Origin of the sequence: Streptomyces sp. WMMB303 (genome assembly GCF_029351045.1) — a bacterium.
GTDB lineage: Bacteria > Actinomycetota > Actinomycetes > Streptomycetales > Streptomycetaceae > Streptomyces.
Map to the genome: position 1 here is coordinate 1,979,819 of NZ_JARKIN010000001.1, position 21,091 is coordinate 2,000,909.

20 protein-coding genes and 2 tRNA genes are annotated in these 21,091 nt (G+C 72.0%); 13 read left to right on the plus strand and 9 right to left on the minus strand.

Features of this window, described 5'->3' with window-relative positions; all coding sequences use genetic code 11:
* Positions 1 to 210: 210 nt before the first annotated feature.
* Together P2424_RS08995 and P2424_RS09000 are read right to left on the minus strand one after the other, a co-directional pair.
* Positions 211 to 1,125 (minus strand): NAD(P)-dependent oxidoreductase, encoded by a 915-nt coding sequence (locus P2424_RS08995; protein ID WP_276475255.1) that lies wholly within the window; start codon positions 1,123 to 1,125, stop codon positions 211 to 213.
* Between the two features lie 129 nt (positions 1,126 to 1,254).
* Entirely contained in the window at positions 1,255 to 1,749 is a 495-nt protein-coding gene (locus P2424_RS09000) for a DUF3145 domain-containing protein (RefSeq protein ID WP_276475256.1), read from the minus strand.
* 303 nt (positions 1,750 to 2,052) lie between these two features.
* On the opposite strand from P2424_RS09000, the gene P2424_RS09005 reads away from it, so the two are divergent.
* A complete protein-coding gene (locus P2424_RS09005) occupies positions 2,053 to 3,021 on the plus strand; it encodes an SGNH/GDSL hydrolase family protein (RefSeq protein WP_276475257.1) in 969 nt (322 codons plus the stop codon).
* A 203-nt stretch (positions 3,022 to 3,224) separates the two neighbouring features.
* Here the strand turns inward: P2424_RS09005 and P2424_RS09010 are convergent, their stop codons facing one another.
* Both P2424_RS09010 and P2424_RS09015 read right to left on the minus strand, forming a co-directional pair.
* Complete coding sequence (locus P2424_RS09010) at positions 3,225 to 3,653, minus strand: organic hydroperoxide resistance protein (RefSeq protein ID WP_276475258.1); 429 nt, start codon at positions 3,651 to 3,653, stop codon at positions 3,225 to 3,227.
* Positions 3,654 to 3,834: 181 nt separating this feature from the next.
* The gene (locus P2424_RS09015) at positions 3,835 to 4,884 is read right to left on the minus strand and encodes an NADP-dependent oxidoreductase (protein WP_276475259.1); all 1,050 of its coding nucleotides are present in this window, start codon (positions 4,882 to 4,884) and stop codon (positions 3,835 to 3,837) included.
* A gap of 89 nt (positions 4,885 to 4,973) precedes the next feature.
* On the opposite strand from P2424_RS09015, the gene P2424_RS09020 reads away from it, so the two are divergent.
* Positions 4,974 to 5,417 carry a MarR family transcriptional regulator gene (locus P2424_RS09020; RefSeq protein WP_276475260.1) on the plus strand — a complete coding sequence of 148 codons (444 nt, stop codon included), beginning with the start codon at positions 4,974 to 4,976 and terminating at the stop codon, positions 5,415 to 5,417.
* Here the strand turns inward: P2424_RS09020 and P2424_RS09025 are convergent.
* Positions 5,386 to 6,039: a TetR/AcrR family transcriptional regulator gene (locus P2424_RS09025; protein WP_276475261.1), complete on the minus strand. Its 654-nt coding sequence runs from the start codon at positions 6,037 to 6,039 to the stop codon at positions 5,386 to 5,388. The two genes, P2424_RS09020 and P2424_RS09025, sit on opposite strands and share 32 nt — an antisense overlap.
* 140 nt (positions 6,040 to 6,179) lie before the next feature.
* On the opposite strand from P2424_RS09025, the gene P2424_RS09030 reads away from it, so the two are divergent.
* On the plus strand, positions 6,180 to 6,572 hold the full coding sequence (locus P2424_RS09030) for a cupin (RefSeq protein ID WP_276475262.1): 393 nt from the start codon (positions 6,180 to 6,182) through the stop codon (positions 6,570 to 6,572).
* Positions 6,573 to 6,836: 264 nt separating this feature from the next.
* Here P2424_RS09030 and P2424_RS09035 read toward each other — a convergent pair whose 3' ends face one another.
* Positions 6,837 to 7,937 (minus strand): Ku protein, encoded by a 1,101-nt coding sequence (locus tag P2424_RS09035; protein WP_276475263.1) that lies wholly within the window; start codon positions 7,935 to 7,937, stop codon positions 6,837 to 6,839.
* A 30-nt stretch (positions 7,938 to 7,967) separates the two neighbouring features.
* Here P2424_RS09035 and ligD point away from each other — a divergent pair, with 30 nt between their 5' ends.
* On the plus strand, positions 7,968 to 8,864 hold the full coding sequence (gene ligD / locus P2424_RS09040; RefSeq protein ID WP_276475264.1) for a non-homologous end-joining DNA ligase: 897 nt from the start codon (positions 7,968 to 7,970) through the stop codon (positions 8,862 to 8,864).
* 123 nt (positions 8,865 to 8,987) lie between these two features.
* On the opposite strand, the gene P2424_RS09045 is transcribed toward ligD, so the two are convergent.
* Complete coding sequence (locus P2424_RS09045) at positions 8,988 to 9,275, minus strand: YtxH domain-containing protein (protein WP_276475265.1); 288 nt, start codon at positions 9,273 to 9,275, stop codon at positions 8,988 to 8,990.
* A gap of 191 nt (positions 9,276 to 9,466) precedes the next feature.
* Here P2424_RS09045 and P2424_RS09050 point away from each other — a divergent pair.
* The 6 genes from P2424_RS09050 (at position 9,467) to P2424_RS09075 (ending at position 12,670) form a co-directional block, all read left to right on the plus strand.
* A tRNA-Asn gene (locus tag P2424_RS09050) sits at positions 9,467 to 9,539 on the plus strand.
* A gap of 234 nt (positions 9,540 to 9,773) precedes the next feature.
* Positions 9,774 to 9,847, plus strand: a tRNA-Ile gene (locus P2424_RS09055).
* Between the two features lie 402 nt (positions 9,848 to 10,249).
* Positions 10,250 to 10,492, plus strand: a complete 243-nt coding sequence (locus P2424_RS09060) for a hypothetical protein (protein ID WP_276475266.1) — start codon at positions 10,250 to 10,252, stop codon at positions 10,490 to 10,492.
* A 5-nt stretch (positions 10,493 to 10,497) separates the two neighbouring features.
* On the plus strand, positions 10,498 to 11,085 hold the full coding sequence (locus P2424_RS09065) for a Clp protease N-terminal domain-containing protein (RefSeq protein ID WP_276475267.1): 588 nt from the start codon (positions 10,498 to 10,500) through the stop codon (positions 11,083 to 11,085).
* A gap of 225 nt (positions 11,086 to 11,310) precedes the next feature.
* The gene (locus tag P2424_RS09070; protein ID WP_276475268.1) at positions 11,311 to 11,868 is read left to right on the plus strand and encodes a hypothetical protein; all 558 of its coding nucleotides are present in this window, start codon (positions 11,311 to 11,313) and stop codon (positions 11,866 to 11,868) included.
* 226 nt (positions 11,869 to 12,094) lie between these two features.
* Entirely contained in the window at positions 12,095 to 12,670 is a 576-nt protein-coding gene (locus P2424_RS09075; RefSeq protein WP_276475269.1) for a hypothetical protein, read from the plus strand.
* Between the two features lie 45 nt (positions 12,671 to 12,715).
* Here the strand turns inward: P2424_RS09075 and P2424_RS09080 are convergent, their stop codons facing one another.
* Positions 12,716 to 13,804 (minus strand): aminotransferase class I/II-fold pyridoxal phosphate-dependent enzyme, encoded by a 1,089-nt coding sequence (locus P2424_RS09080; RefSeq protein WP_276478892.1) that lies wholly within the window; start codon positions 13,802 to 13,804, stop codon positions 12,716 to 12,718.
* A 212-nt stretch (positions 13,805 to 14,016) separates the two neighbouring features.
* On the opposite strand from P2424_RS09080, the gene P2424_RS09085 reads away from it, so the two are divergent.
* From P2424_RS09085 to P2424_RS09095, 3 genes are all read left to right on the plus strand, one after another.
* Entirely contained in the window at positions 14,017 to 15,423 is a 1,407-nt protein-coding gene (locus tag P2424_RS09085) for an FGGY family carbohydrate kinase (RefSeq protein ID WP_276475270.1), read from the plus strand.
* A gap of 251 nt (positions 15,424 to 15,674) precedes the next feature.
* The gene (locus tag P2424_RS09090; RefSeq protein WP_276475271.1) at positions 15,675 to 17,408 is read left to right on the plus strand and encodes an ABC transporter ATP-binding protein; all 1,734 of its coding nucleotides are present in this window, start codon (positions 15,675 to 15,677) and stop codon (positions 17,406 to 17,408) included.
* Positions 17,409 to 17,499: 91 nt separating this feature from the next.
* A complete protein-coding gene (locus P2424_RS09095; RefSeq protein ID WP_276475272.1) occupies positions 17,500 to 19,422 on the plus strand; it encodes an ABC transporter ATP-binding protein in 1,923 nt (640 codons plus the stop codon).
* 113 nt (positions 19,423 to 19,535) lie between these two features.
* Here P2424_RS09095 and P2424_RS09100 read toward each other — a convergent pair whose 3' ends face one another.
* Positions 19,536 to 20,912 carry a sigma-70 family RNA polymerase sigma factor gene (locus P2424_RS09100; protein ID WP_276475273.1) on the minus strand — a complete coding sequence of 459 codons (1,377 nt, stop codon included), beginning with the start codon at positions 20,910 to 20,912 and terminating at the stop codon, positions 19,536 to 19,538.
* Positions 20,913 to 21,091 lie beyond the last annotated feature (179 nt).

Here is a 21,091-nt window from a genome sequence, read left to right on the forward strand (position 1 = left end):
GATCGCGGACCGGGTCCCGGACCGCGATCGGAACCGCGTCCTGTCGCGACAGGGGTGAGGGGCGGCCTTCCCGGGGGCCGCCCCTCACCCCTTCGTTGTCCCCGCCCTCCGCCCGGTGGTGCCACCGCCGCCTGGTCCTCGGGGGACGGCGGCAGCGTCGGCAGGGCGGCACCACCGCCGGCCGGGTGGCGGAAGCCGGAGCGGGCGCCGCTACGCCGCGCCCCGGGCGTCACCCCTGCCGTAGTCGGACGCCTCGTAGCTGGCGAAGTACGAGGCGACCGCGTCGTCCCCGCCGTGCCCCTGCGCCTCGGCGCGCCGCAGCCGCTCGGCCACCGCGGGCACCGCGTCGAGCCGCACCCCGCTCTCGCGGGCCGCCCGGACGATGAGCTCGGCGTCCTTGCGGGCGCCGGAGAGCGGGAAACTCGCCTCGTAGCCGCCCTCCAGGGCGAGCCGGGCCTTCGCCTGCAGATACGGCGCATCCAGCGGGCCGCCCGCGACGGCGCCGAGGAACGCGTCGGGATCGACACCGAGGCCCTCGGCGAGCGCGAGGGTCTCGGCGGTGCCGTTGATGAGAGTGAGGACCCAGTTGTTGACCACGAGCTTGAGGCGGCTGGCGGCACCGGGTTCCGAACCGAGCCACAGGGTCCGGGCGCCGATGGCGTCGAGGACCGGGGCCGCGCGCTCCCGCACCCCGGGGTCGTCCGAGGCGCCGGACACCAGCACGGTCAGCTCGCCCGCCTCGGCGGGCGCCTTGGTGCCGAGCACGGGTGCGTCCAGGAAGCGCAGCCCCTGCGCCCCGGCGAACTCGACCAGCGGTCCCAGCCCGTCCGGCCCGACGGTGCTGGTCTGAAGCCACACGGTGCCCTCGGACAGGCCCGGGGCGGCTGCGCGCATGGCGTCCAGCACGGCGGGACCGTCGTGCAGGGAGGTCAGGACGGTACCGGCACCGCGCACCGCCTCGGCCGCCTCCTCCACGACGCCGACGCCGTGCGCGGCCAGCGGCTCGGCCCGGCTGCGGGTACGGTTCCAGGCGCGGACCGTGAGCCCGGCCGAGGACAGGTTGCGGGCCATGGCGGCCCCCATGGTGCCGGTTCCGAGCACCGCGACAGAGGTTTCGTACGACATGCCGGAACGGTAGGCGTTCGAGCACGCTCGAGGGCAAGCGGCGCGCATACGCGGCGACTGGCTTCCGGCGAACGGCACGCGCGGGGGCCCTGCCGGAGGCCCAGGCCGGCCACGGAGGCACGACCCGGGTCAGACCACCTGGTGCAGCCAGCGGACCGGAGCGCCCTCGCCGGCGTAGCGGAACGGCTCCAGCTCGTCGTCCCAGGGCTTGCCCAGCAGTCGGGAGATCTCCGCTTGCAGGTCGCTCTCGCCGCGGCCCGCCCGGGCGACGGCCGCGCGCAGCCGGTCCTCGGGGATGAGGATGTCGCCGTGCATGCCGGTGACCGCGTGGAAGATGCCGAGGTCGGGGGTGGCACTGTAGCGCTCCCCCTCGGCCGCCGCGCACGGCTCGGCCGTCACCTCGAACCGCAGCAGGTGCCAGCCGCGCAGCGCGGAGGCCAGTTTGGAGGCGGTGCCGGGATCCCCCTGCCAGGAGAACTCGGCCCGCCAGGTGCCGGGAGAGGCGGGCTGTCTGATCCAGTCGAGGTTGACGCGCGCGCCCAGCACACCCGCGACCGCCCACTCGACGTGCGGGCACAGGGCGCGGGGCGCCGAGTGGACGTACAGAACTCCACGTGTCGTCACCGGGACCTCCAGTGCGCTCCGAGGGTCGCCACCGGGCGGCCTCGATCACCTACCGGTCACGCGCCGGGAAAGCGCCTGACATTTTGCACCACCGGTCACTTCCCTACCAGCTCCCGAGGTTACGAATAGTAAACACCATTGCGCTCAATTCTCCCTGAAAGGGACAGGAAGTGACGCGAGGTAATATTTACCAGTCGCCGTGCCGATCGACCCACCGCACATCGACCACGGCACAAGCTATCGCGAGGCGGCACGTGGTGGGTGACGTACCGTCGGTCGGGCACGGGTGAAACAGGGGGGCGGATGACGGAGAGCCACGAACCGGGGAACGCGCATTCGGCACACCCGCAGCCCACCGTACGCAAACGCTCCCGTACCGTTGCGATCTGCACTTTCGTGCTGATCACCGTAGCGGGTCCGGTGCTCGCCGTGTCGTGCGGCGACTCCTCGGGTGGAGGCGACGAGCGCGGCGCGCAGCGCGCCGACGGCTCCTCGCGCCCCCACTCCTCGCCGACTCCGCGGAAGATCTGGAACCGCGAGCCCGATTCCCTCGCGGCGGTCGGGGACTCCATCACCCGCGGATTCGACGCCTGTTCGCTGCTGGCCGACTGCACCGAGGTCTCGTGGGCCACCGGCACGGCGCCCGGTGTCGACAGCCTCGCGCGGCGGCTGCTGGGCGACCCCGAGGAGACGAGCTGGAACTATGCCGCCAGCGGCGCCGTGATGGCCGATCTGCCCGGACAGATGCGCCGGGCCGCCGCCCGGAAGCCGGACCTGGTGACCGTCATGAGCGGCGCCAACGACGCCTGCCGCAGCACGACCGGGCGGATGACCCCGGTCGCGGACTTCCGTACCGACTTCCGCGCGGGACTGCGCGCGCTGCGCGCCGACGCGCCCAAGGCGCAGGTCTACGTCTCCAGCGTGCCCAACCTCAAGCGGCTGTGGCGGGAGGGCAGAAAGAACCCGATAGGGCAGCGGGTGTGGGGGCTGGGCATCTGCCAGTCGATGCTCAAGGACCCGCAGTCGATGGCTGCCGCCGACCGGGAGCGGCGGCAGGAGGTCCAGGACCGGGTGATGGCCTACAACACCGTGCTCAAACAGGAGTGCGCCAAGGACCTGCGCTGCCGCTACGACAACGGCGCGGTCTTCGACTACCGCTTCACCGAGGCCGAACTGAGCAACTGGGACTGGTTCCACCCCAGTAAGAAGGGCCAGCGCAGCCTGGCGGAACTGGCGTACGAGGAGATCACCGCGCGGCGTCGCGCCGGATGAGGCAAGCGGTCCGGCCGGGTGAGGCCGACGGCACCCGAGGGCCGTGGCGGACCGGCCGGGCCTCGCCGGGCGCGCCGTTCTCCGCGGCGCACTCCTGAGCCGCCGGACTCCCGACCGGAAGGCGGACGACGCTGCCGGGCCCGGACCTGTCCGGGCTGCGGGGCGCCGCCGGTGCGGCAACGCCCCGCAGCCCCACCGCAGGATCAGGCTGCCTGCAGAGTGACCTCGATGTTGCCGCGCGTGGCGTTGGAGTACGGGCAGACCTGGTGAGCCTTCTCGAGCAGGTCCTTGGCCGTGGCCTCGTCCACGTTCGGAATGGTGGCCCGCAGGCTCACGGTGAGGCCGAAGCCGCCCTCGGGAGTGTTTCCTATGCCGACCTCGGCGGTCACGGTCGAACCGGAGATGTCGGCGCCCTCCTTGCGGGCCACGACACCGAGCGCCCCCTGGAAGCAGGCGCTGTACCCCGCGGCGAAGAGCTGCTCGGGGTTGGTGCCCGCGCCGCTGCCGCCCATCGCGCGCGGCGGGTTGACGACGACGTCGAGCTGGCCGTCATCACTGGCCACGCGGCCGTCGCGGCCGTTCTCCGCGGTGGCGACGGCGGTGTACTTGACGTCGATCGGCTGTATCGCCATGGATTTCCTCCTGTTGATGGCACGCCCGGCGGAACTCGCGCCCAGGTTCCCTCCGGTGCGGTGCCCAGCGTAGGCGCTCGGTCCGAGGACGGTGCAGGGAGCCCGGGCCGGGCCCGGCCTGACCGGGTGCCCGGCCTGACCGGGTGCCCGGCCGAACCCGGCCTGACCGGCGCTCAGCGCTTCAGTCGCCGAGGGTGACGATCATCTTGCCGACGTTCTCGCCCCGCAGCAGGCCCAGGAAGGCCTCCAGGTTGTTGTCGATGCCCTCGACCACGGTCTCCCGGTACTTCAGCTCTCCGGAGCGGACCCAGGGGGCCACCTCGTCGACGAACTGCTGCTGGAGGTCGACGTGGTCCATGACCAGCAGCCCCTCCATCCGGAACCGCTTGGCGATGATCTGGGCGAGGTTGCGCGGTGCCGGGGTCGGTTCGGTGGCGTTGTACTGCGAGATCATCCCGCACACCGCGATCCGGCCGTGCAGGTTCATGGCGTCGATGGCGGCCTCCAGGTGCTCGCCGCCGACGTTGTCGAAGTAGACGTCGATTCCGCTCGGCGCCGCCTCCCTGAGCTGCTCGCCGACCGGGCCGTGCTTGTAGTTGAAGGCCGCGTCGAAGCCGTACTCGTCGGTGAGGACCTTGACCTTCTCGTCGGAGCCGGCCGAGCCGATCACCCGGGAGGCGCCCTTCAGCCGGGCGATCTGGCCCACCTCGCTGCCGACCGCGCCGGCCGCGCCGGAGACGAAGACGGCGTCGCCGGGCTGGAAGCCGGCCACCCGCAGCAGACCCGCGTACGCCGTCAGGCCCGGCATGCCCAGCACTCCGAGGTAGGTGGAGAGCGGAGCCGCCTGGGGGTCGACCTTGGTGGCGTACTTGGCCCGGAATGTCGCGTACTCGCGCCAGCCCAGGTCGTGCAGCACATGGTCGCCGGGTGTGAAGGCGGGGTCCTCGGAGGCGAGCACGACACCGATGGCGCCGCCGGTCATGGGCTCGTTCAGCTTGTAGGGGTCCACATAGGACTTCGCCGAGCTCATCCTGCCGCGCATGTACGGGTCCACGGACAGGTGGATGTTGCGCACCAGGATCTGCCCCTCGGCCGGAGCCCGGACCGGCTCCTCCCGCAGCGCGAAGTCGTCCGTGGTGGGCCAGCCCTGCGGCCGGGCGGTCAGGTGCCAGGCCCGCCCGGTGTCCGGGATCCGGTTCTCGGCGGAGTCGGGGGATACGGATGAGGTCACGCTGTCGCCTCCAGAATTGCTTCAGGTACTGAAACAACCATGCGGGCGGATATTTCATGTTGTCAAGCATCGCCCGCTAGGCTGGTCGCATGGCAGGAGGAGACGGTCGCACCCCGGACGCGCTCAGCGTCGAGGTGGCCGAGCTGATCGGGACGGTGGTCGCGCGCTACCACGAGGAGTACGAGCTGGCCGCCGCCGAGCACGCGCTGACCGGCGCACAGGCGCGGGTCCTCACCCTGCTGTCGCACCGGCCCACTCCGATGCGGCAGCTCGCCCGCCACCTCAAGTGCGAGCCGTCGAACGTGACGGGGATAGTCGACCGACTGGAGGCGCGGGGCCTGGTCGAGCGCAGACCCGACCCCGCCGACCGCCGGGTCAAGGTCGCCGCCGCCACCGAGGAGGGCCGCACCACCGCGACCCGGCTGCGCGGCGAGCTGGACTTCGCGGGGGAACCCCTCCAGGAACTCACTCCGGCCGAACGCAGACTGCTGCGCGATCTGCTCAGGCGGATGCTGGGCGGGACCGCGCACTGAGCCCGGCCACCAGCAGATCGAGCCCCGAGCGGAACTCCTCCAGACGGTCCCCCTCGGCCGAGGCCGTGGCGATCTCCACCACCCGCGGATAGCGCTCCTCCGGAAGCGTCCGCCCGCGCTCGATCACCTCGTCGGCCGAGCCGCCCGCCAGGCGCAGCGAAGCGGCTCCCGACTCGCTCTGCGCGAAGCCGATGACGAACCCGACCACCAGCCGGAAGGCCACCAGCAGGTCCCGCCCCGACCGGCCGCCTCTGGCCAGCGCCTCCAGCATCCGCTCCCCGAAGGCCAGCGTCGACTCGTCCGTCGTGCGGCGCGCCACGATCAGCGGCACGACCTGGGGATGGCGACGGACGGTCGCCCAGTACGACTCGGCGAGGATCCGCACCTCCTCGCGCCAGTCGGCTGCGGGTTCCGCCGGATAGGCGGCGTGCCGGACGACGGCCTCGATCACCAGCGACTCCAGCCCCTCCCGGCCGTCCACGTAGTTGTAGAGCGTCATCGGACCGGTGCCCAGCCGCGTGGCGAGAGCGCGCATCGAGAGGGCGTCCAGCCCCTTGTCGTCGGCCAGCTCCAGGGCCGCCGAGGCGAGTTGGTCCCTGCTGAACTTCTTCGGTGCGGGCACCGGGCATCCGCCCTTCCTGGCCGAACTCCGGCCACTGACCGTTCCGGCCCTCCCTTGACCACGTACGCCGTACGTGTTCCACTGTCATCACGTACACCGTACTTGATGAACTGGATGAGCTTGACGAAAGGGTGGCCATCATGACCGCGATTGACCTGTTCTCCTCCATGATCCGGCTCGGACCCGACGGCGACGTCCGGACCGAGGAGCGCCGGATGTCCCCGGACGTCGGCGGCTGGACGGTGGTGACCCTGCATGTCGACAACGACGCCGACGCGCATCCCGAGTCATGGGAGTGCCACACGGACGGCGAGGAGGTGATGTGCGTGCTGACCGGCGCCGTGCAGGTCCACTTCCGCAGCGAGACCGACCCCCAGGACCCCGACGGGGAGCCGGCGGCCCGGCTGGGCCCGGGCACCGCCTGCGTCATCCCGCGCGGGCGCTGGCACCGCATCACCGTGGAGGAGCCCAGCGACATCATGGCGTTCTCACGGATCGCGGGGACCCGCATGGAGCGCCGCACCGGGTGGTGAGCGGCGGCGCACCGACCGGGAGCACATCTCCGGGGGCGTCCGAACGCGCGCGGTCGGCAGGGGCGGTACGAGAGGGGCGCGGCGCACCGCAGGCTGCTGAGAGGGTGCGCGACAGGCCGACAGGTTCTCCGCGGATGGCCGTCAGGATCCATGAGCGGTGTGGCAGCAGGCGCGAGCGGTGAGGGCCCCGTACCGACGTCGCCCGCCGGCCGCCGACCGGCGCGGTGCACCGGCCCGTCGGCCGAGTGCACGGGGACGCCCCGGTCAGGCGGTCTTGCGGGGTCGTGTGGACTTCTTCGCGGCGGTCTTCTTCGCCCCGGTCGTCCCTGCCGACTTCTTCGCAGCCGTCTTCTTGGCAGCGGTCTTCTTGGCAGCGGTCTTGTTGGCGGTCGCCTTCTTGGCAGCGGACTTCTTGGCGGCGGATTTCTTGGCGGCGCTCTTCCCGGTGGCCGACTTCGCGCCGGATTTCGCGGCACCGGACCCGCCGCTCCCCTTGCCGCCGCTCCGCCCGGACCCCGCCCGCTCGCCCGCCTCCTTCCGGCGGTCCGACAGCTCGTGAACGGTCGCCTCACTCTCCTGCTGCCCGCTTCTGGCTTCCTGGACGCTGCGCTCCAGCACGGACATCAGGTCCACCAGCTTGCCGCCGCCCGCCTCGGTACGGCGGCGCAGTTCCTCGGGTGCCGGCTCGGCGCCCTCCGCCTTGGCCCGGACGAGCTCTTCCAGCGCCTCCCGGTACTCGTCCCGCAGGTCGCCCCAGTCCAGCTCACCGAGGGTCTCCATGAGGGTGTCCGCGAGGTCGAGTTCGGCGTCCCGCACCGTGACCTCCTCCTCGGGTGCGACACCGCTGACCGAGCGGATCTCGTCCGGCCACAGCATCGTGTGCAGCGCCAGCGCGTCCTCGTAGACGCGCAGCATCCCGAGGCTCTCCCTGGCCCGCAGGGCCAGCTTGGCGACAGCGACCTTGCCGGAGCGCTTCAGCGCCTCACGCAGCAGGACGTAGGGCTTGTCGGCACGCTTGCCGTCGGCGGCCAGGTAGTAGGAGCGGTCGAGCTGGATGGGGTCGATCTCCTCGGCGGGGACGAAACCGAGGATCTCCACGGTTTTGGCGGTGGGCAGCGGGAGGGCTGCCATGTCGTCGTCGGTCAGCAGCACGGTGCGGCCCTCTTCGGTCTCGAAGCCCCGGCCGATCTCCTCACGCGGTACTTCCTCCTCGTCCAGCTCGCACACCTTGCGGTACCGGATGCGGCCCTGGTCGGCCGTGTGGACCTGGTGGAAGGAGACGCTGTGGTTCTCGGTGGCGGCCACCACCTTGATCGGGATCGAGACCAGCCCGAACGAAATGGCCCCTTTCCAGATTGAACGCATACTTTGTCCCTTCTATGGGACTCTCAGGTTATGCCGCACACGGAGATCGGGGGCCACCGTCTGGCCCTCAGCAACCTCGACAAGGTGCTCTATCCGGCGACGGGTTTCACCAAGGGCGAGGCGATCCGCTACTACGCCGCCGTCGCCGGGGTCCTGCTGCCCCACCTCGACGGACGCCCCCTCTCTTTCCTGCGCTTCCCGGACGGCGTGGAGGGCGAGAAGTTCTTCACCAAGCACGTTCCGCCCGGCACCCCCGACTGGGTGACGACGCGCAAGATCACAGTGGTGAGCAGGACGCCGCTGAACCAGGTCCTCATCCAGGACGAGGCGACGCTGGTCTGGGCGGCCAATCTGGCGGCACTGGAGCTGCACACCCCGCAGTGGCAGACCGGCCACCAGGCCGAGGCGGACCGGCTGGTCTTCGACCTCGACCCGGGTGAGGGCGCCGACATCCTGGACTGCCGCAGGCTCGCCGACTGGCTGCGCGAGCGGGTGGCCGACGACGGGATCACCCTGCTGCCCAAGACCTCCGGTTCCAAGGGTCTGCACCTGATCGCGGCGATCGAGCGCACCCCCTCCGACCGGGTCTCGGCGTACGCGAAGCGGCTCGCCCAGCAGGCCGAGGCGGAGCTGCCCGAGCACGCCGTCAGCAAGATGGCCAAGGATCTGCGGCCGGGGAAGGTCTTCGTCGACTGGTCGCAGAACAACCAGGCCAAGACCACGGCGGCGCCCTACACGCTGCGCGCCAAACAGCGCCCGACCGCCTCCACGCCGCTGACCTGGGCCGAGCTGTCCGCCGCCGAGCGGCCGGAGGACCTGGTCTTCCTCGGCACCGACCTGCCGGAGCGGATCGAGGAGTACGGCGACCTGCTGGCGCCGCTGCTGGAGGGCGCCGCCGGGAGCGGCCGGGGCCGCATCCCGGCGTAGCGGCCGCCCCCGCCCCCCGGGCCATCCGACAGCACGCCGGGGGAGGACGGATGCGTCACCGCCGCGTCCGTCCTCCCCCGGCCCGCTTCCGCGGCGGCTCCCGGAAAGGGCCGCCGAGCGGCTTCAGTGCGCCTCCGCACCCCAGTCGCTGCCCGCGCGGGCACGGTAGTCGCGAGCCGTGCGGACCCGGTCGGCCACCGAGGAGGGGAGCCGGTCCTGGACGGCATCGGCGGCCTTCACCGCGGCCTGCCGGCTGCTGAGCGCCGCCGCCTCCCCCGCATTGCGCACCGCCGGGTTCTCCACGATCCTCCGCACGCCCTTCCTGATCTGCTCGTAGCGCTCGCGTCCCGCGCGGGCGCCGAGCACGTAGCCGACGGCCAGTCCGGACACGAACGTGAGCCGGTAGCGCATAGTTTGCCCCTTCTCTCGGCTGGTGGTCCTGCTGCCGGTCCCCGGGGGCTGCGGCAGCCACCGGGGGTGCCTCAGGGGTACCGCGTTCGGGCGGCGGCAATACCGATTTCGGAGCACCCCCTGGCATGCGCTAATGTATTCCTCACCGCAAGGGAGCGCCCCGGGGATCCGGAGTGCGACCGATGAGACGGTCCCGTGTAGCTCAATCGGCAGAGCAGCCGGCTGTTAACCGGCAGGTTACTGGTTCGAGTCCAGTCGCGGGAGCACCACTCGAAAGGGCCCCTCTCCAGGGGCCCTTTTTGTGTGCCGCCACTGCGTCCGGGGCGCGGCGCAGGACGTTCTTCCGCACTTCCCAACGAAGTTGGCCGCCAATGGGAACCAATCACCCTTGGTTCGTGGTCCTCACCTGCGTAGATCTCCCCCGCCGGGGGCGGCAGATCCTATGAACGGTTATGCTGCGGCAGACGGCGCGCACAGATGTGCGCGGTGCGCCGTTACGGGGCGGTAGCTCAGCCGGTTAGAGCAGCGGACTCATAATCCGTCGGCCGTGGGTTCGAGTCCCACCCGCCCCACCTCAGCACAACCGAGCAGAAACGTTCCGAGCTGGACCTCGACCGGGGCGCACCGCATGACGGGCGCCCCGCTTCCGCGTTCTCCGGCGGCCGTTGACCCTCGGACCGGGCCGCCGCCCCCGTCACCCGTTCGCGGCGCCGGCGCCGCGACCTTCGAAGAACCCCTCCACCGCGCTCGGCTCGCACGCCCCACCAGGGTCGTGCGAGCCGCCCGGAACAGCGCGCGTGCCCTCCGCGCGCTCCGCTCCTCGGCACCCATCCGGACCCGCCCCACCCGGCGCTGCCCGACTGCGCCCGGGACGGCCCTCCGGCGACCCGGCTCACGCCCTACCCCGCCGTGCGTCACCAGGAGAACTGTCAATAATGGTTGACATCGAACTCGTGTCAGCCTAAGTTGACAGCATGGCAGGAACGGAAGCAGAGGGAGCCGACGAGGCGGTTCACACCGCGCAGGCCGCTCTGGACGGCGACCCGGCCGTGGGATTGCGGGCCGTTGCCGCACTGCGGCGGCTCGCAGAGCGCCTGGAGGTGCTCCAGGTCGACAGCGCGCGCCGCCAGGGGTGGTCGTGGGACGAGATCGGCGCGGCGCTCGGAGTCAGCAGGCAGGCCGTGCACAAGAAGCACTCGAAGCGCACTGGGAGGTAGCGGCGATGTTCGAAAGGTTCACCGGTGAAGCGCGGGACGTGGTGATCGGCGCGCAGGAGGAGGCGCGCTCGCTCGGACACGACCGGATCGGCTCCGAGCATCTGCTGCTGGGCGCGTTGCGGCATCCCGGACAGACGGGGGCGGCGACCCTGCACCGGCTGGGCGTGAGCGCGGCCTCGTGCCGGGCGGCGGTCGCGGGGGTGGTCGCCGGGTCCCGCGAGGACCTCGGCCCGCAGGACGGGGAAGCGCTGCGCGCCCTCGGGATCGACCTGGCGGAGGTCCGCAGGCGCGCGGAGGAGTCCTTCGGGACGGGCGCGCTCGACGCGGCACCGGGGTCCGGTCGCACGGGGCGCGGCAGCCGCACGGGCACCCGGCACATCCCGTTCGCCGCGCGGGCGAAGGAAGCGTTGAAGCAGGCGCTGCGCGAGGCATCGGCACGCGGGGACCGGGAGATCGGGGCCGCGCACGTCCTGCTCGGCGTGCTGCGGCCGGAGGACAACATCTCCGTGGCGGTGTTCTCCCGACTCGGCGTGGAACCCGAGGTGGTGCACGAACTGGTGCTCGACGACCTGCGAACGTCAGCGACGGCGTGAGGAGACCTCCAGGACGCCCGACCGAGGCCCTGGAGGCTCCAGTGACGGGTGGGGAACCGGTGGCATGACGGGCGTCAACTGCCCGCGCAGAGCGGGGCGCCGGCGTACAACCCCTCGAGGCAGCGACGTGTCGTACTGGGTATCCCGCGCATCGCACTCATTCCGGCGATGCCATGGAAAGCACGCATACGACTGCTTCTTCATCGAAGAGGGGGAAAAATCACGATGCGTTCCACCGGCTCCACCCGTTCCACCCTATTCTCCAAGGGCGCGCTGGCCGCTGCCGCGACCTCCGCGCTGGTCCTCCTGCCCGCCGGAGCCGCCTACGCCGGCAGCGGCCCGGCCACTCCCCCGTCGCACCCGCAGAAGCTGACCCGCAGCACGGCCCCCTCCCCCGAGGGGAACCCGGCGAGCCGCGCGGCCCGCACGGCAGGGGTCTGCGACGACGCCGTGCCGATCGGCACCCGCGGACTGATCAAGCGGGGCTCGGAGACGATCGCCTCGGTCAAGCAGTTCTACTCCAAGAAGTGCAACGAGAACTACGGCTACGTGTGGGTCTGGGAGAGCTTCCGCAAGACAGCGGCGCCCTACGACATCACCACCGGCGTCTACAGCTACAGCGACGACTCGGTGCACGCGGCCAAGGCGTGGAAGTCCACCAAGCAGCAGGAGTTCTGGACGGACGGGGCGAACACCGTCGACCACTGCACCTCCGGTGTGGGCAGCCTGCGCCCGGCGGGGGCACCGCAGAGCTACCAGGCGTACTCCCAGAAGCGCTGCTGAGCAACGCACCCGGCCGGCCCACGACAGCCGGGGGGTGCACAAGGCCCGGGGCCCGGCGCCACTTTGCCGGTGGCGCCAGGCCTTCCCGCGCCACCCGCGCACCCCCGGTCCACGACCCGCCGCCGCGCGCATGAATCCCCGCCACGGGCATCGCCGCCTCGTACCGTGAGGCTCTGGTCTGACTGTTATGACCGGAAAATCCCGTACTTCCCTCAGGAGGAGATTCATGCGCACTCCGTCCCCCTTCAAGGGCGTCTCTCCCGTCAAGGGCGCCCTCACCGCAGCCGCCTGCGCGATGGCGCTGCTGCCCGCCGGCGCCGCCCAGGCCGACGCCACGGCGCCGGCCCCCAGCACGGCCCGGGCCGGCTCGGCGACGGCCACCGCCGGCATGCCCGAGAGCGCCCCGGCGGCCGACGAGGCGGGCATGTCCGCGGACCGGTCCGCCATGGCCGCGCACATGTGCAGCGACGCCTACCAGATCGGCTCGACCGGCTACATCAAGCGCAAGGGCTACACCATCGGCTCGGTCAAGCAGTTCTACTCGAAGAAGTGCAACCGCAACTACGGCTACCTGTGGGTGTGGAAGAGCTTCCGCGACCACCACCGGAACTACGCCACGAACGTCGGCGTGTACGACTTCCACGCCAAGAAGCTGGTCGGGCTGCGCATCTGGCGCCACACCTCCGCCGCGGAGTTCTGGTCCTACCCGGCGGACACCGTGCGCCACTGCACCGCTGCGCGCGGCGCCGTGACAGTGCCCGGGGAGAGCAAGAACTACGCCTACTCCTCCAAGCGCTGCTGACCCTGTCCGGCCGCTGACCGCCCGTGCCACAGCGGGCGGGGGAGCTCACAGCACCGAGGCCATCCGGCGCACCACCTCCGCCAGGATCTCCGGCGAGGTCGCCAGGTTCAGCCGGACGTGCCCCGCTCCCCCGGTACCGAAAGCGGGCCCGGGATTGAGGGCGACCCGGCCGCGCCGCAGGAACATCGCGGCCGGGTCCTCGCCCAGTCCCAATGCCCGGCAGTCGAGCCAGGCGAGGAAGGTGCCCTGGGGCTCCCGGTGGGCGACCCCGGGCAGTTCCCGGGAGAGCAGTTCCCCCAGCAGCCGCCGGTTCTCGTCCAGGCCCGCCAGCAGGGCGTCGAGCCAGTCGGTGGCCTGCCGCAGCGCCGCCGAGTGCGCGATGACGCCCAGGTGGCTGGGCCCGTGGCCGACCTCCTCCGGCATGGCGGCCAGTTCGTCGGCTGCCGCACTGCCCGCAACCGCCAGACCGGCCTTGAGCCCGGCCAGGTTCCACGCCTTGGACGCGGACAACAGGCAGAACGCGTCCTGGCTGCCCGGCACCGACAGATACGGCACCTGCCGGGCTCCCGGCAGCACCAGCGGCGCATGGATCTCGTCGGCGACCACCCGCACGCCGTACGCGGCGGCGAGCGCCGCGACGCCCGCCAGTTCCTCCGCGGTGTGCACGGTGCCGGTGGGGTTGTGCGGACTGCACAGCAGGAAGGCGGCCCGCCGCCCGCCCTCGGCGGCCCGCGCGAACGCGGCCTCCAGCGCCTCCTGGTCCAGCCGTCCGGCCGCGTCCAGCGGTGCCTCCACGACGCGGCGGTCCAGGTGCGTGACGAACTGGTAGAAGGGCGGATAGACGGGCGGATTGACCACCACCGCGTCACCGGGCCCGGTGACCAGTTTGAGCACCTCGACGACGCCGAGCATCACATCCGGCACGAGCGCGGTGTGCTCTGCCGGGATCCGCCAGTCCCAGCGGCGGCGCGCGAAGTCGTCCCACGCGTCCGCGTAGCCGGTGCCCGCGGGGTATCCGGTATCGCCCGTGCGGACCGCTTCGCGGATCGCCTCGGCGACCGGCTCGGCCGGCAGTACGTCCATCTCCGCCACCCACGCGGGCAGCACGTCGGGGTCGTAGGCGCGCCACTTCATGCTCGTGCGGCGGCGGAGTTCCTCCAGGGTCAGCGTGCGCAGGGGGTTCGACAACAACGGTGCTCCTTCCGGTCGTCGTGCCTGTGGGTCGTGCCGATGCACCGTTCCTGTGCGGTGCCCGTGGGGTCGCGGGCCCGGCGGGAGGTGCGGCGTCCGGCACGGGGGCGGGGTGCCGGGCCCGGTACGGGTGGCTATGAGGCATCATTCCGGCCATGGGGATAGTCGCCGGCCTGGACAGTTCAGCCGAGTACACGAGCATCGTCGTCTGCGATACGGAAACGGGTGCGGTCGTCCGGCACGGGCACGCCGAGCACCCGGGTGAGCGCGACGATCCGCAGTCCTGGCTGCGCTCCCTCGGTACGGCCGCGGGCAGCGGGCAGCTCGCCGACGTGCAGGCGATCGGTGTCTCGGCGCAGCAGCAGGGCCTCGTCGCACTGGACGGTACGGGCGAACCGGTCGGGGCCGCGCTGCTGGGCAACGACCAGCGGATGCAGACGGCCGCGGCGGACCTGGTCGAGGCGTTCGGCGGGCGTGCGGCGTGGGCGGCGGCCGTCGGCACGGTCCCGCAGTCCGCGCACCCGGTCTCCAAGCTGCGCTGGCTGGCCCGCGAGCAGCCGGCGGCGGCGCAGCGGATCGCCGAGGTCATGCAGCCGCACGACTGGCTGGTATGGCAGTTGCTGGGCCGCCCGGCGCGGCGGGTGACCGACCGCGGGGACGCCTCGGGCACCGGCTACTGGTCGGCGGCGAGCGAGTCCTACCGGCCGGACCTGGTCGAGCTGGCACTCGGCCACCAGGTGGGGCTGCCGGAGGTGGCCGGTCCGGCGGAACCCGCCGGGCACACTCCCGAGGGGCTGCTGATCTCGGCCGGTACCGGCCAGACGATGGCCGCCGCGTTCGGCCTGGGTCTGGGTCCCGGTGATGTGGTGATCTCGCTGGGCTCGACCGGTTCGGTGTGCGCCGTGCACCACGAGGCGCTGGCCGACCACTCCGGAACCATCACCTCCTACGCGGACGCCACCGGCATGCATCTGCCGGTGGTGCGCACCCTGAACGCGACGCGGGTGCTGCGCGGGGCCGCCGGGATGCTCGGCACCGATCTCGAGGGCCTCTCCGAGCTGGCGCTCTCCTCCACCCCCGGCTCCTCGGGCCTGGTGCTGCTGCCCTATCTGGAGGGCGAGCAGACACCGCAGCTCCCGCACACCGCGGGCTCGCTGCACGGGCTGCGGCGCGAGAGCATGCGACCGGAGTTCCTGGCGCGGGCCGCTGTCGAGGGGATGCTGTGCGGGCTGGCCGACGCGCTGGAGGTGCTGCGCGCCCGCGGGGTGGCGGTGCGGCGGGTCTTCCTGCTGGGCCAGGCGGCGGGGCTGGGCGCGGTCCGGGATGCGGCGCCCGCGCTGCTGGACGCGCAGGTCGTGGTGCCCGAGCCGGCCGACTACGCGGCGATCGGCGCCGCCCGGCAGGCGGCGTGGGCGCTCTCCGGGTCCGGCCGTCCGCCCCAGTGGCCCGCCGCGGCCTGCCAGGTGTTCGAGGCGGGCGAGCAGCGGGCCGTCGGGCAGGCCGTGCGACAGCAGTACGCCACGGTGCGCGAGGAGATGTATCCGGGGGCGCTGGGCGTCTGACCCCCGCTGCGCCCGAGCGCCCCGCGCCCCCGCGCGGCGCCGGTGAACCGGGAGCGGTGGGTCCGTGGCGGGGGCCGGGAGCGGGCGTCCCGCGCGGGGAGCCGGGGGCGGGTGGTCCGCGGCGCGTGTCGAGGGCCGGCCGTGCGGGCCTTCGGACCGTCCGAAACCGGAGGCGGTCCCGTACCGGACGCTTGTACGCTCGATCACTTGCGCCTTCCGTTCTCCCGACCTGACCGACCGAGGAAATCCGTGTGCTGATCCGCCTCCTCCGCGCCCGGCTGCGCCTGTACCAGCGGCCGATCGCGCTTCTCGTGCTGCTGCAACTCGTGCAGACGAGCGCCACGCTGTATCTGCCCACTCTGAACGCGGACATCATCGACAACGGTGTCGTTCTCGGCGACACCGGCTACATCCTGCGCCACGGCAGCCTCATGCTGGCGGTCTCGGTGGTGCAGGTGGTGTGCAACATCGGTGCCGTCTACCTGGGTGCGCGGACCGCGGCCGCGGTGGGCCGTGACATCCGGGCGGGCGTCTTCGACCGCGTGCAGTCCTTCTCGGCCCGCGAGGTCGGCCGGTTCGGCGCACCCTCACTGATCACGCGCACGACCAATGACGTGCAACAGGTGCAGACGGTGACGTTGATGGCGTTCACCCTGATGGTCACCGCTCCGATCATGTGCTTCGGCGGCATCTTCATGGCGCTGGGCCAGGATGTGCCGCTGTCGGCCGTGCTGCTGGGCGTCGTGCCGGTGCTGGGCCTCACGGTCGGGCTGATCGTGCGCCGGATGCGGCCGCTGTTCCGCTCCATGCAGGAGCGGCTCGACCATGTCAACCGGATCCTGCGCGAGCAGATCACCGGCGTCCGCGTCATCCGGGCCTTTGTCCAGGACGCCTACGAGCGCCGCCGCTTCCACACGGCCAACACCGAGCTGACCGACATCCAGTTGCGCACCGGCCGGTTGATGGCGCTGATGTTCCCCGTGGTGATGACGGTGGTGAACATCTCCAGCGTGGTGGTGGTCTGGTTCGGCGCGCACCGCATCAGCGGCGGCGACATGGAGATCGGGGCGCTGACCGCGTTCCTCGCGTATCTGATGCAGATCGTGATGTCGGTGATGATGGCCACCTTCATGTTCATGATGGTGCCCCGCGCCGAGGTGTGCGCCGAGCGGATCCAGGAGGTGCTGACGACCGACTCCAGCGTCGTGCCTCCCGCCGCGCCGGTCACGGCTTTGCGGCGGCACGGCCATCTGGAGCTGCGCGGCGCCGGGTTCGGCTACCCGGGGGCCGAGGCCCCGGTGCTGCACGGCCTCGACCTGGTGGCGCGTCCCGGCGAGACCACCGCCGTCATCGGCTCCACGGGCAGCGGCAAGTCCACCCTGCTGGGCCTGGTGCCCCGGCTGTTCGACGCCACGGCGGGTGAGGTCCTGGTGGACGGGGAGGACGTGCGCGCACTGGACCCGGCGCTGCTGGCGAGCACCGTGGGGCTCGTGCCGCAGCGGCCATACCTCTTCTCCGGAACGATCGCCTCCAATCTGCGCTACGGGCGGCCCGACGCGAGCGACGAGGAACTGTGGCACGCGCTGGAGGTCGCACAGGCCAAGGACTTCGTGGAGCGGATGGAGGGCGGTCTGGAAGCGACCGTCGCGCAGGGCGGCAGCAACGTCTCCGGCGGACAGCGGCAGCGGCTGGCCATCGCCCGGGTGCTGGTGCACCGGCCGGAGATCTACCTGTTCGACGACTCCTTCTCCGCGCTGGACTATGCGACGGACGCGGCACTGCGGGCGGCGCTCGCCCGCGAGACGGGGGAGGCCACGGTCGTCATCGTCGCGCAGCGGGTGGCGACCATCCGGGACGCCGACCGGATCGTCGTCCTGGACGAGGGCCGGGCCGTGGGAACGGGGCGGCACCACGAGCTGATGGAGAGCAACGAGACCTACCGGGAGATCGTGCTCTCCCAGTTGACCGAGAGCGAGGCCGCGTGAGCGGGGCACACACCACCGCGCGGCCGCGGGCAGCGGGGACGACCGGCCCCGTGCATTGTGTGCGGGTGGCGGCGAGCGGGAAGGACACACCATGAGCGGGCCCGGGGGCACGGCCGGAGGGCCACCTCGACGATCCATGGACTTCGCCGGGTCGGGCAAGCGCCTGCTGCGGCAGTTCCGACCGGAGCGGGGCCGGCTGCTGCTGATGCTCGGGGTGCTCGTCGTCAGCGTCACGCTGAGCGTCATCGGCCCCAAGCTCCTCGGGCATGCGACGGACCTGGTCTTCGGCGGCTTCGTCGGCCGGAAGCTGCCCGCCGGGCTGACCGAGGAGCAGGCGCTGGAGAACCTGCGGCAGCGGGGGGACGACGGGGTGGCCGACATGCTCTCCGGGATGGACTTCACCCCCGGTCAGGGCATCGACTTCGGCGCCGTGGGCACGGTGCTGCTGGGGGTGGCGGCCGTGTACGCCGCGGCCGGGCTGCTGATGCTGTGGTCGGGGCGAATATCCGTCCGGGTGATCACCCGGACGGTCTTCCGGCTGCGGGAGCGGGTGGAGGAGAAGCTGGGCAGGCTGCCGCTGTCCTACCTGGACGGCCAGTCGCGCGGCGAGGTGCTCTCCCGGGTCACCAACGACATCGACAACCTCGGCCAGACGCTGCAGCAGACCATGGGCCAGCTCATCAACTCCCTGCTGACGATCGTCGGCGTGCTGGCGGTGATGTTCTGGATCTCGCCGCTGCTGGCGCTGGTCGCTCTGCTGACGGTGCCGCTGTCGGCGCTGGTCGCCACGCGGGTGGGGAAGCGGGCCCAGCCGCAGTTCGTCGCCCAGTGGAAGTCGACCGGCGCGCTGAACGCGCATGTCGAGGAGATGTACACCGGACATGCGCTGGTGAAGGTCTTCGGGCGGCAGCGCGAGTCGGCCAAGGTCTTCGCGGAGCAGAACGAGGAGTTGTACCGGTCCGGCTTCAAGGCCCAGTTCATCAGCGGGGTCATGCAGCCCGCGATGATGTTCGTCGGCAACCTCAACTATGTGCTGGTGGCGGTCGTCGGCGGGCTGCGGGTGGCCTCGGGAGCCCTGTCCATCGGGGACGTGCAGGCGTTCGTGCAGTACTCGCGGCAGTTCAGCCAGCCGCTGAACCAGGTCGCCTCGATGGCCAACCTCGTGCAGTCCGGGGTGGCCTCGGCCGAGCGGGTCTTCGAGATCCTCGACGCCGAAGAGCAGTCGCCCGACCCCGACGAGGCGCACGCGGTGCGGCCGGCCGCACCGCGGGGACGGGTGGAGATGCAGCACGTCTCCTTCCGCTACGCGGAGGACACGCCGCTGATCGAGGACCTGTCGCTCTCGGTCGACCCCGGGCGGACGGTGGCGATCGTCGGCCCCACCGGCGCCGGGAAGACCACGCTGGTCAATCTGCTGCTGCGGTTCTACGAGGTGCGGGGCGGCCGGATCCTGCTGGACGGCACGGACATCGCCGCCATGTCCCGCGAGGACCTGCGCGCGGGTATCGGCATGGTGCTGCAGGACACCTGGCTGTTCGGCGGCACCATCGCGGACAACATCGCCTACGGGGCGCAGGGGGCCACCCGCGCGCGGGTGGAGGAGGCCGCGCGGGCCGCGCACGCCGACCGGTTCATCCGCACCCTGCCGGACGGCTACGACACGGTCCTGGACGCCGAGGGCGACAGCGTCAGCGCGGGCGAGAAGCAGTTGATCACCATCGCCCGCGCCTTCCTCTCCGACCCGGTGATCCTGGTCCTGGACGAGGCCACCAGTTCGGTGGACACCCGCACCGAAGTGCTGATCCAGCAGGCGATGGAGCGGCTGGCGGCGGAGCGGACCAGCTTCGTGATCGCCCACCGGCTCTCCACCATCAGGGACGCGGACGTGATCCTGGTGATGGAGAACGGCACCATCGTCGAACAGGGCAGCCACGAGGAGCTGTTGGCCGCGGGAGGCGCCTACGCGCGGCTGTACCGGTCGCAGTTCGCCGAGGCGGTGGCGGAGGTGGACTGACCCGCTCCCGTCCCCCGTGCGGGCCACTCCTCGCCGCGGTGCGCGGGCCCGGCCCGGTCCGGCCCGTTCCGGTGGGCGGTGCCGCACGGCGGCGGAGCGGGTCGGGCGAGCGGTCAGTCGAGATAGCCCCGCAGTTGGTCCGCGAAGGCGTGGTCCCGCAGCTTGGTGAGGGTCTTGGACTCGATCTGCCGTATCCGTTCCCGGGTGACGCCGAAGAGCCGGCCGATCTCCTCCAACGTGCGGGGCCTGCCGTCGATCAGCCCGTACCGGAGCTGCACGACCTTGCGTTCGCGCTCACCGAGCGTGGAGAGCACCGCCTCCAGGTGTTCACGCAGCAGCAGGAATGCGGCCGACTCCACCGGGGACAGTGCGTCCCCGTCCTCGATCAGGTCGCCGAGGTTGACGTCCTCCTCCTCGCCGACCGGCGCGTGCAGCGAGACGGGTTCCTGGGCGAGCCGCAGTACCTCGGTCACGCGCTCCTCGGTCAGGTCCAACTGGGCCGCGACCTCCTCGGCCGCGGGCTCGTACCCGCGCTCCTGGAGCATCCGGCGCTGCACCCGCACCACCCGGTTGATCAGCTCGACGACATGCACCGGCACGCGGATCGTCCGGGCCTGGTCGGCCAGGGCCCGGGACATGGCCTGGCGGATCCACCAGGTCGCGTAGGTGGAGAACTTGTAGCCGCGCGCGTAGTCGAACTTCTCCACCGCGCGGATCAGCCCGAGGTTGCCCTCCTGGACGAGGTCGAGCATGGTCAGGCCACGGCCCACGTAGCGCTTGGCGACGGACACCACCAGCCGCAGGTTCGCCTCGATGAGGCGGCGCTTGGCCAGTCTGCCGCGCACCACCAGGCGGTCGAGGTCGAGCGCGAGCTCTCCGTCGAGTGTGGGCGAGTCGGCGAGTTTCTCCTCGGCGAAGAGCCCCGCCTCCACGCTCCGGGCCAACTCCACCTCCTCGGCGGCGGTCAGCAGGGGGATGCGCCCGATCTCGCGCAGATACTGGCGGAAGAGGTCCGCAGAGGTGCCGGTCGCGGGCGCCTCCTGCTGCGGCACCGTCGGCTCGGCGCCCTCCTCGGTCCGGGACGCCCCACGCTGCTCCGGCACGGTCCCACCGGGCTCCGGAACGCCGGGCGCGCTGCCCGAGGAGCCGGGTTCGGCGAGTGGCACCTGGGCCGGCGGGCCGAGGAGGGCCGCAGCCGGGGCAGCCGTCAGGGGCGATTCGGCAACGGGCACCCGCCCCGGATGCGCCGGGGGCGCCGACGGCGCGGAGTGCGCGTCCAGCGGGGCGGTCGAGGCGGCATGGGGCGCCGCATTCCGGGTCCGGGTCTGCACGGGGGCGACCTCCAGTGTGATCGCTGCCGGTTCGGGGGCGGCGTGCGGGACGGGAACGGCCGCGGCCGGGCCGCGCTCCGTCTCGTACGGAACGTGCGGTTCCGCGGGGGACTTTGGCCCGTTCCGGCCAGCACCGCCCCGCTCCGAGGACTCAGGCACCGCTCCCCAGTGTGGGGTACGACACATGCCCGCCACGAGAGGCGTGCGGGCAGTTTTTCCGCCAAACGTCACCCTCAGCGCACGATCCACTACGCACCACCGGGGCCACGGAGGTCGCTGTTCTCCCTGTGGCACCGGCATCGACAGCTTCACGGAGCCCGGGGGCGCACCCCGCCGGT

Bases quoted from the DNA above. Each gene is read 5' to 3' on its own strand.
- P2424_RS08995 (WP_276475255.1), bottom strand. From the start codon at position 1,125: ATGTCGTACGAAACCTCTGTCGCGGTGCTCGGAACCGGCACCATGGGG.
- P2424_RS09005 (WP_276475257.1), top strand. From the start codon at position 2,053: ATGACGGAGAGCCACGAACCGGGGAACGCGCATTCGGCACACCCGCAG.
- P2424_RS09010 (WP_276475258.1), bottom strand. From the start codon at position 3,653: ATGGCGATACAGCCGATCGACGTCAAGTACACCGCCGTCGCCACCGCG.
- P2424_RS09020 (WP_276475260.1), top strand. From the start codon at position 4,974: ATGGCAGGAGGAGACGGTCGCACCCCGGACGCGCTCAGCGTCGAGGTG.
- P2424_RS09030 (WP_276475262.1), top strand. From the start codon at position 6,180: ATGACCGCGATTGACCTGTTCTCCTCCATGATCCGGCTCGGACCCGAC.
- P2424_RS09035 (WP_276475263.1), bottom strand. From the start codon at position 7,937: ATGCGTTCAATCTGGAAAGGGGCCATTTCGTTCGGGCTGGTCTCGATC.
- ligD (WP_276475264.1), top strand. From the start codon at position 7,968: ATGCCGCACACGGAGATCGGGGGCCACCGTCTGGCCCTCAGCAACCTC.
- P2424_RS09045 (WP_276475265.1), bottom strand. From the start codon at position 9,275: ATGCGCTACCGGCTCACGTTCGTGTCCGGACTGGCCGTCGGCTACGTG.
- P2424_RS09060 (WP_276475266.1), top strand. From the start codon at position 10,250: ATGGCAGGAACGGAAGCAGAGGGAGCCGACGAGGCGGTTCACACCGCG.
- P2424_RS09065 (WP_276475267.1), top strand. From the start codon at position 10,498: ATGTTCGAAAGGTTCACCGGTGAAGCGCGGGACGTGGTGATCGGCGCG.
- P2424_RS09070 (WP_276475268.1), top strand. From the start codon at position 11,311: ATGCGTTCCACCGGCTCCACCCGTTCCACCCTATTCTCCAAGGGCGCG.
- P2424_RS09075 (WP_276475269.1), top strand. From the start codon at position 12,095: ATGCGCACTCCGTCCCCCTTCAAGGGCGTCTCTCCCGTCAAGGGCGCC.
- P2424_RS09080 (WP_276478892.1), bottom strand. From the start codon at position 13,804: ATGAAGTGGCGCGCCTACGACCCCGACGTGCTGCCCGCGTGGGTGGCG.
- P2424_RS09085 (WP_276475270.1), top strand. From the start codon at position 14,017: ATGGGGATAGTCGCCGGCCTGGACAGTTCAGCCGAGTACACGAGCATC.
- P2424_RS09095 (WP_276475272.1), top strand. From the start codon at position 17,500: ATGAGCGGGCCCGGGGGCACGGCCGGAGGGCCACCTCGACGATCCATG.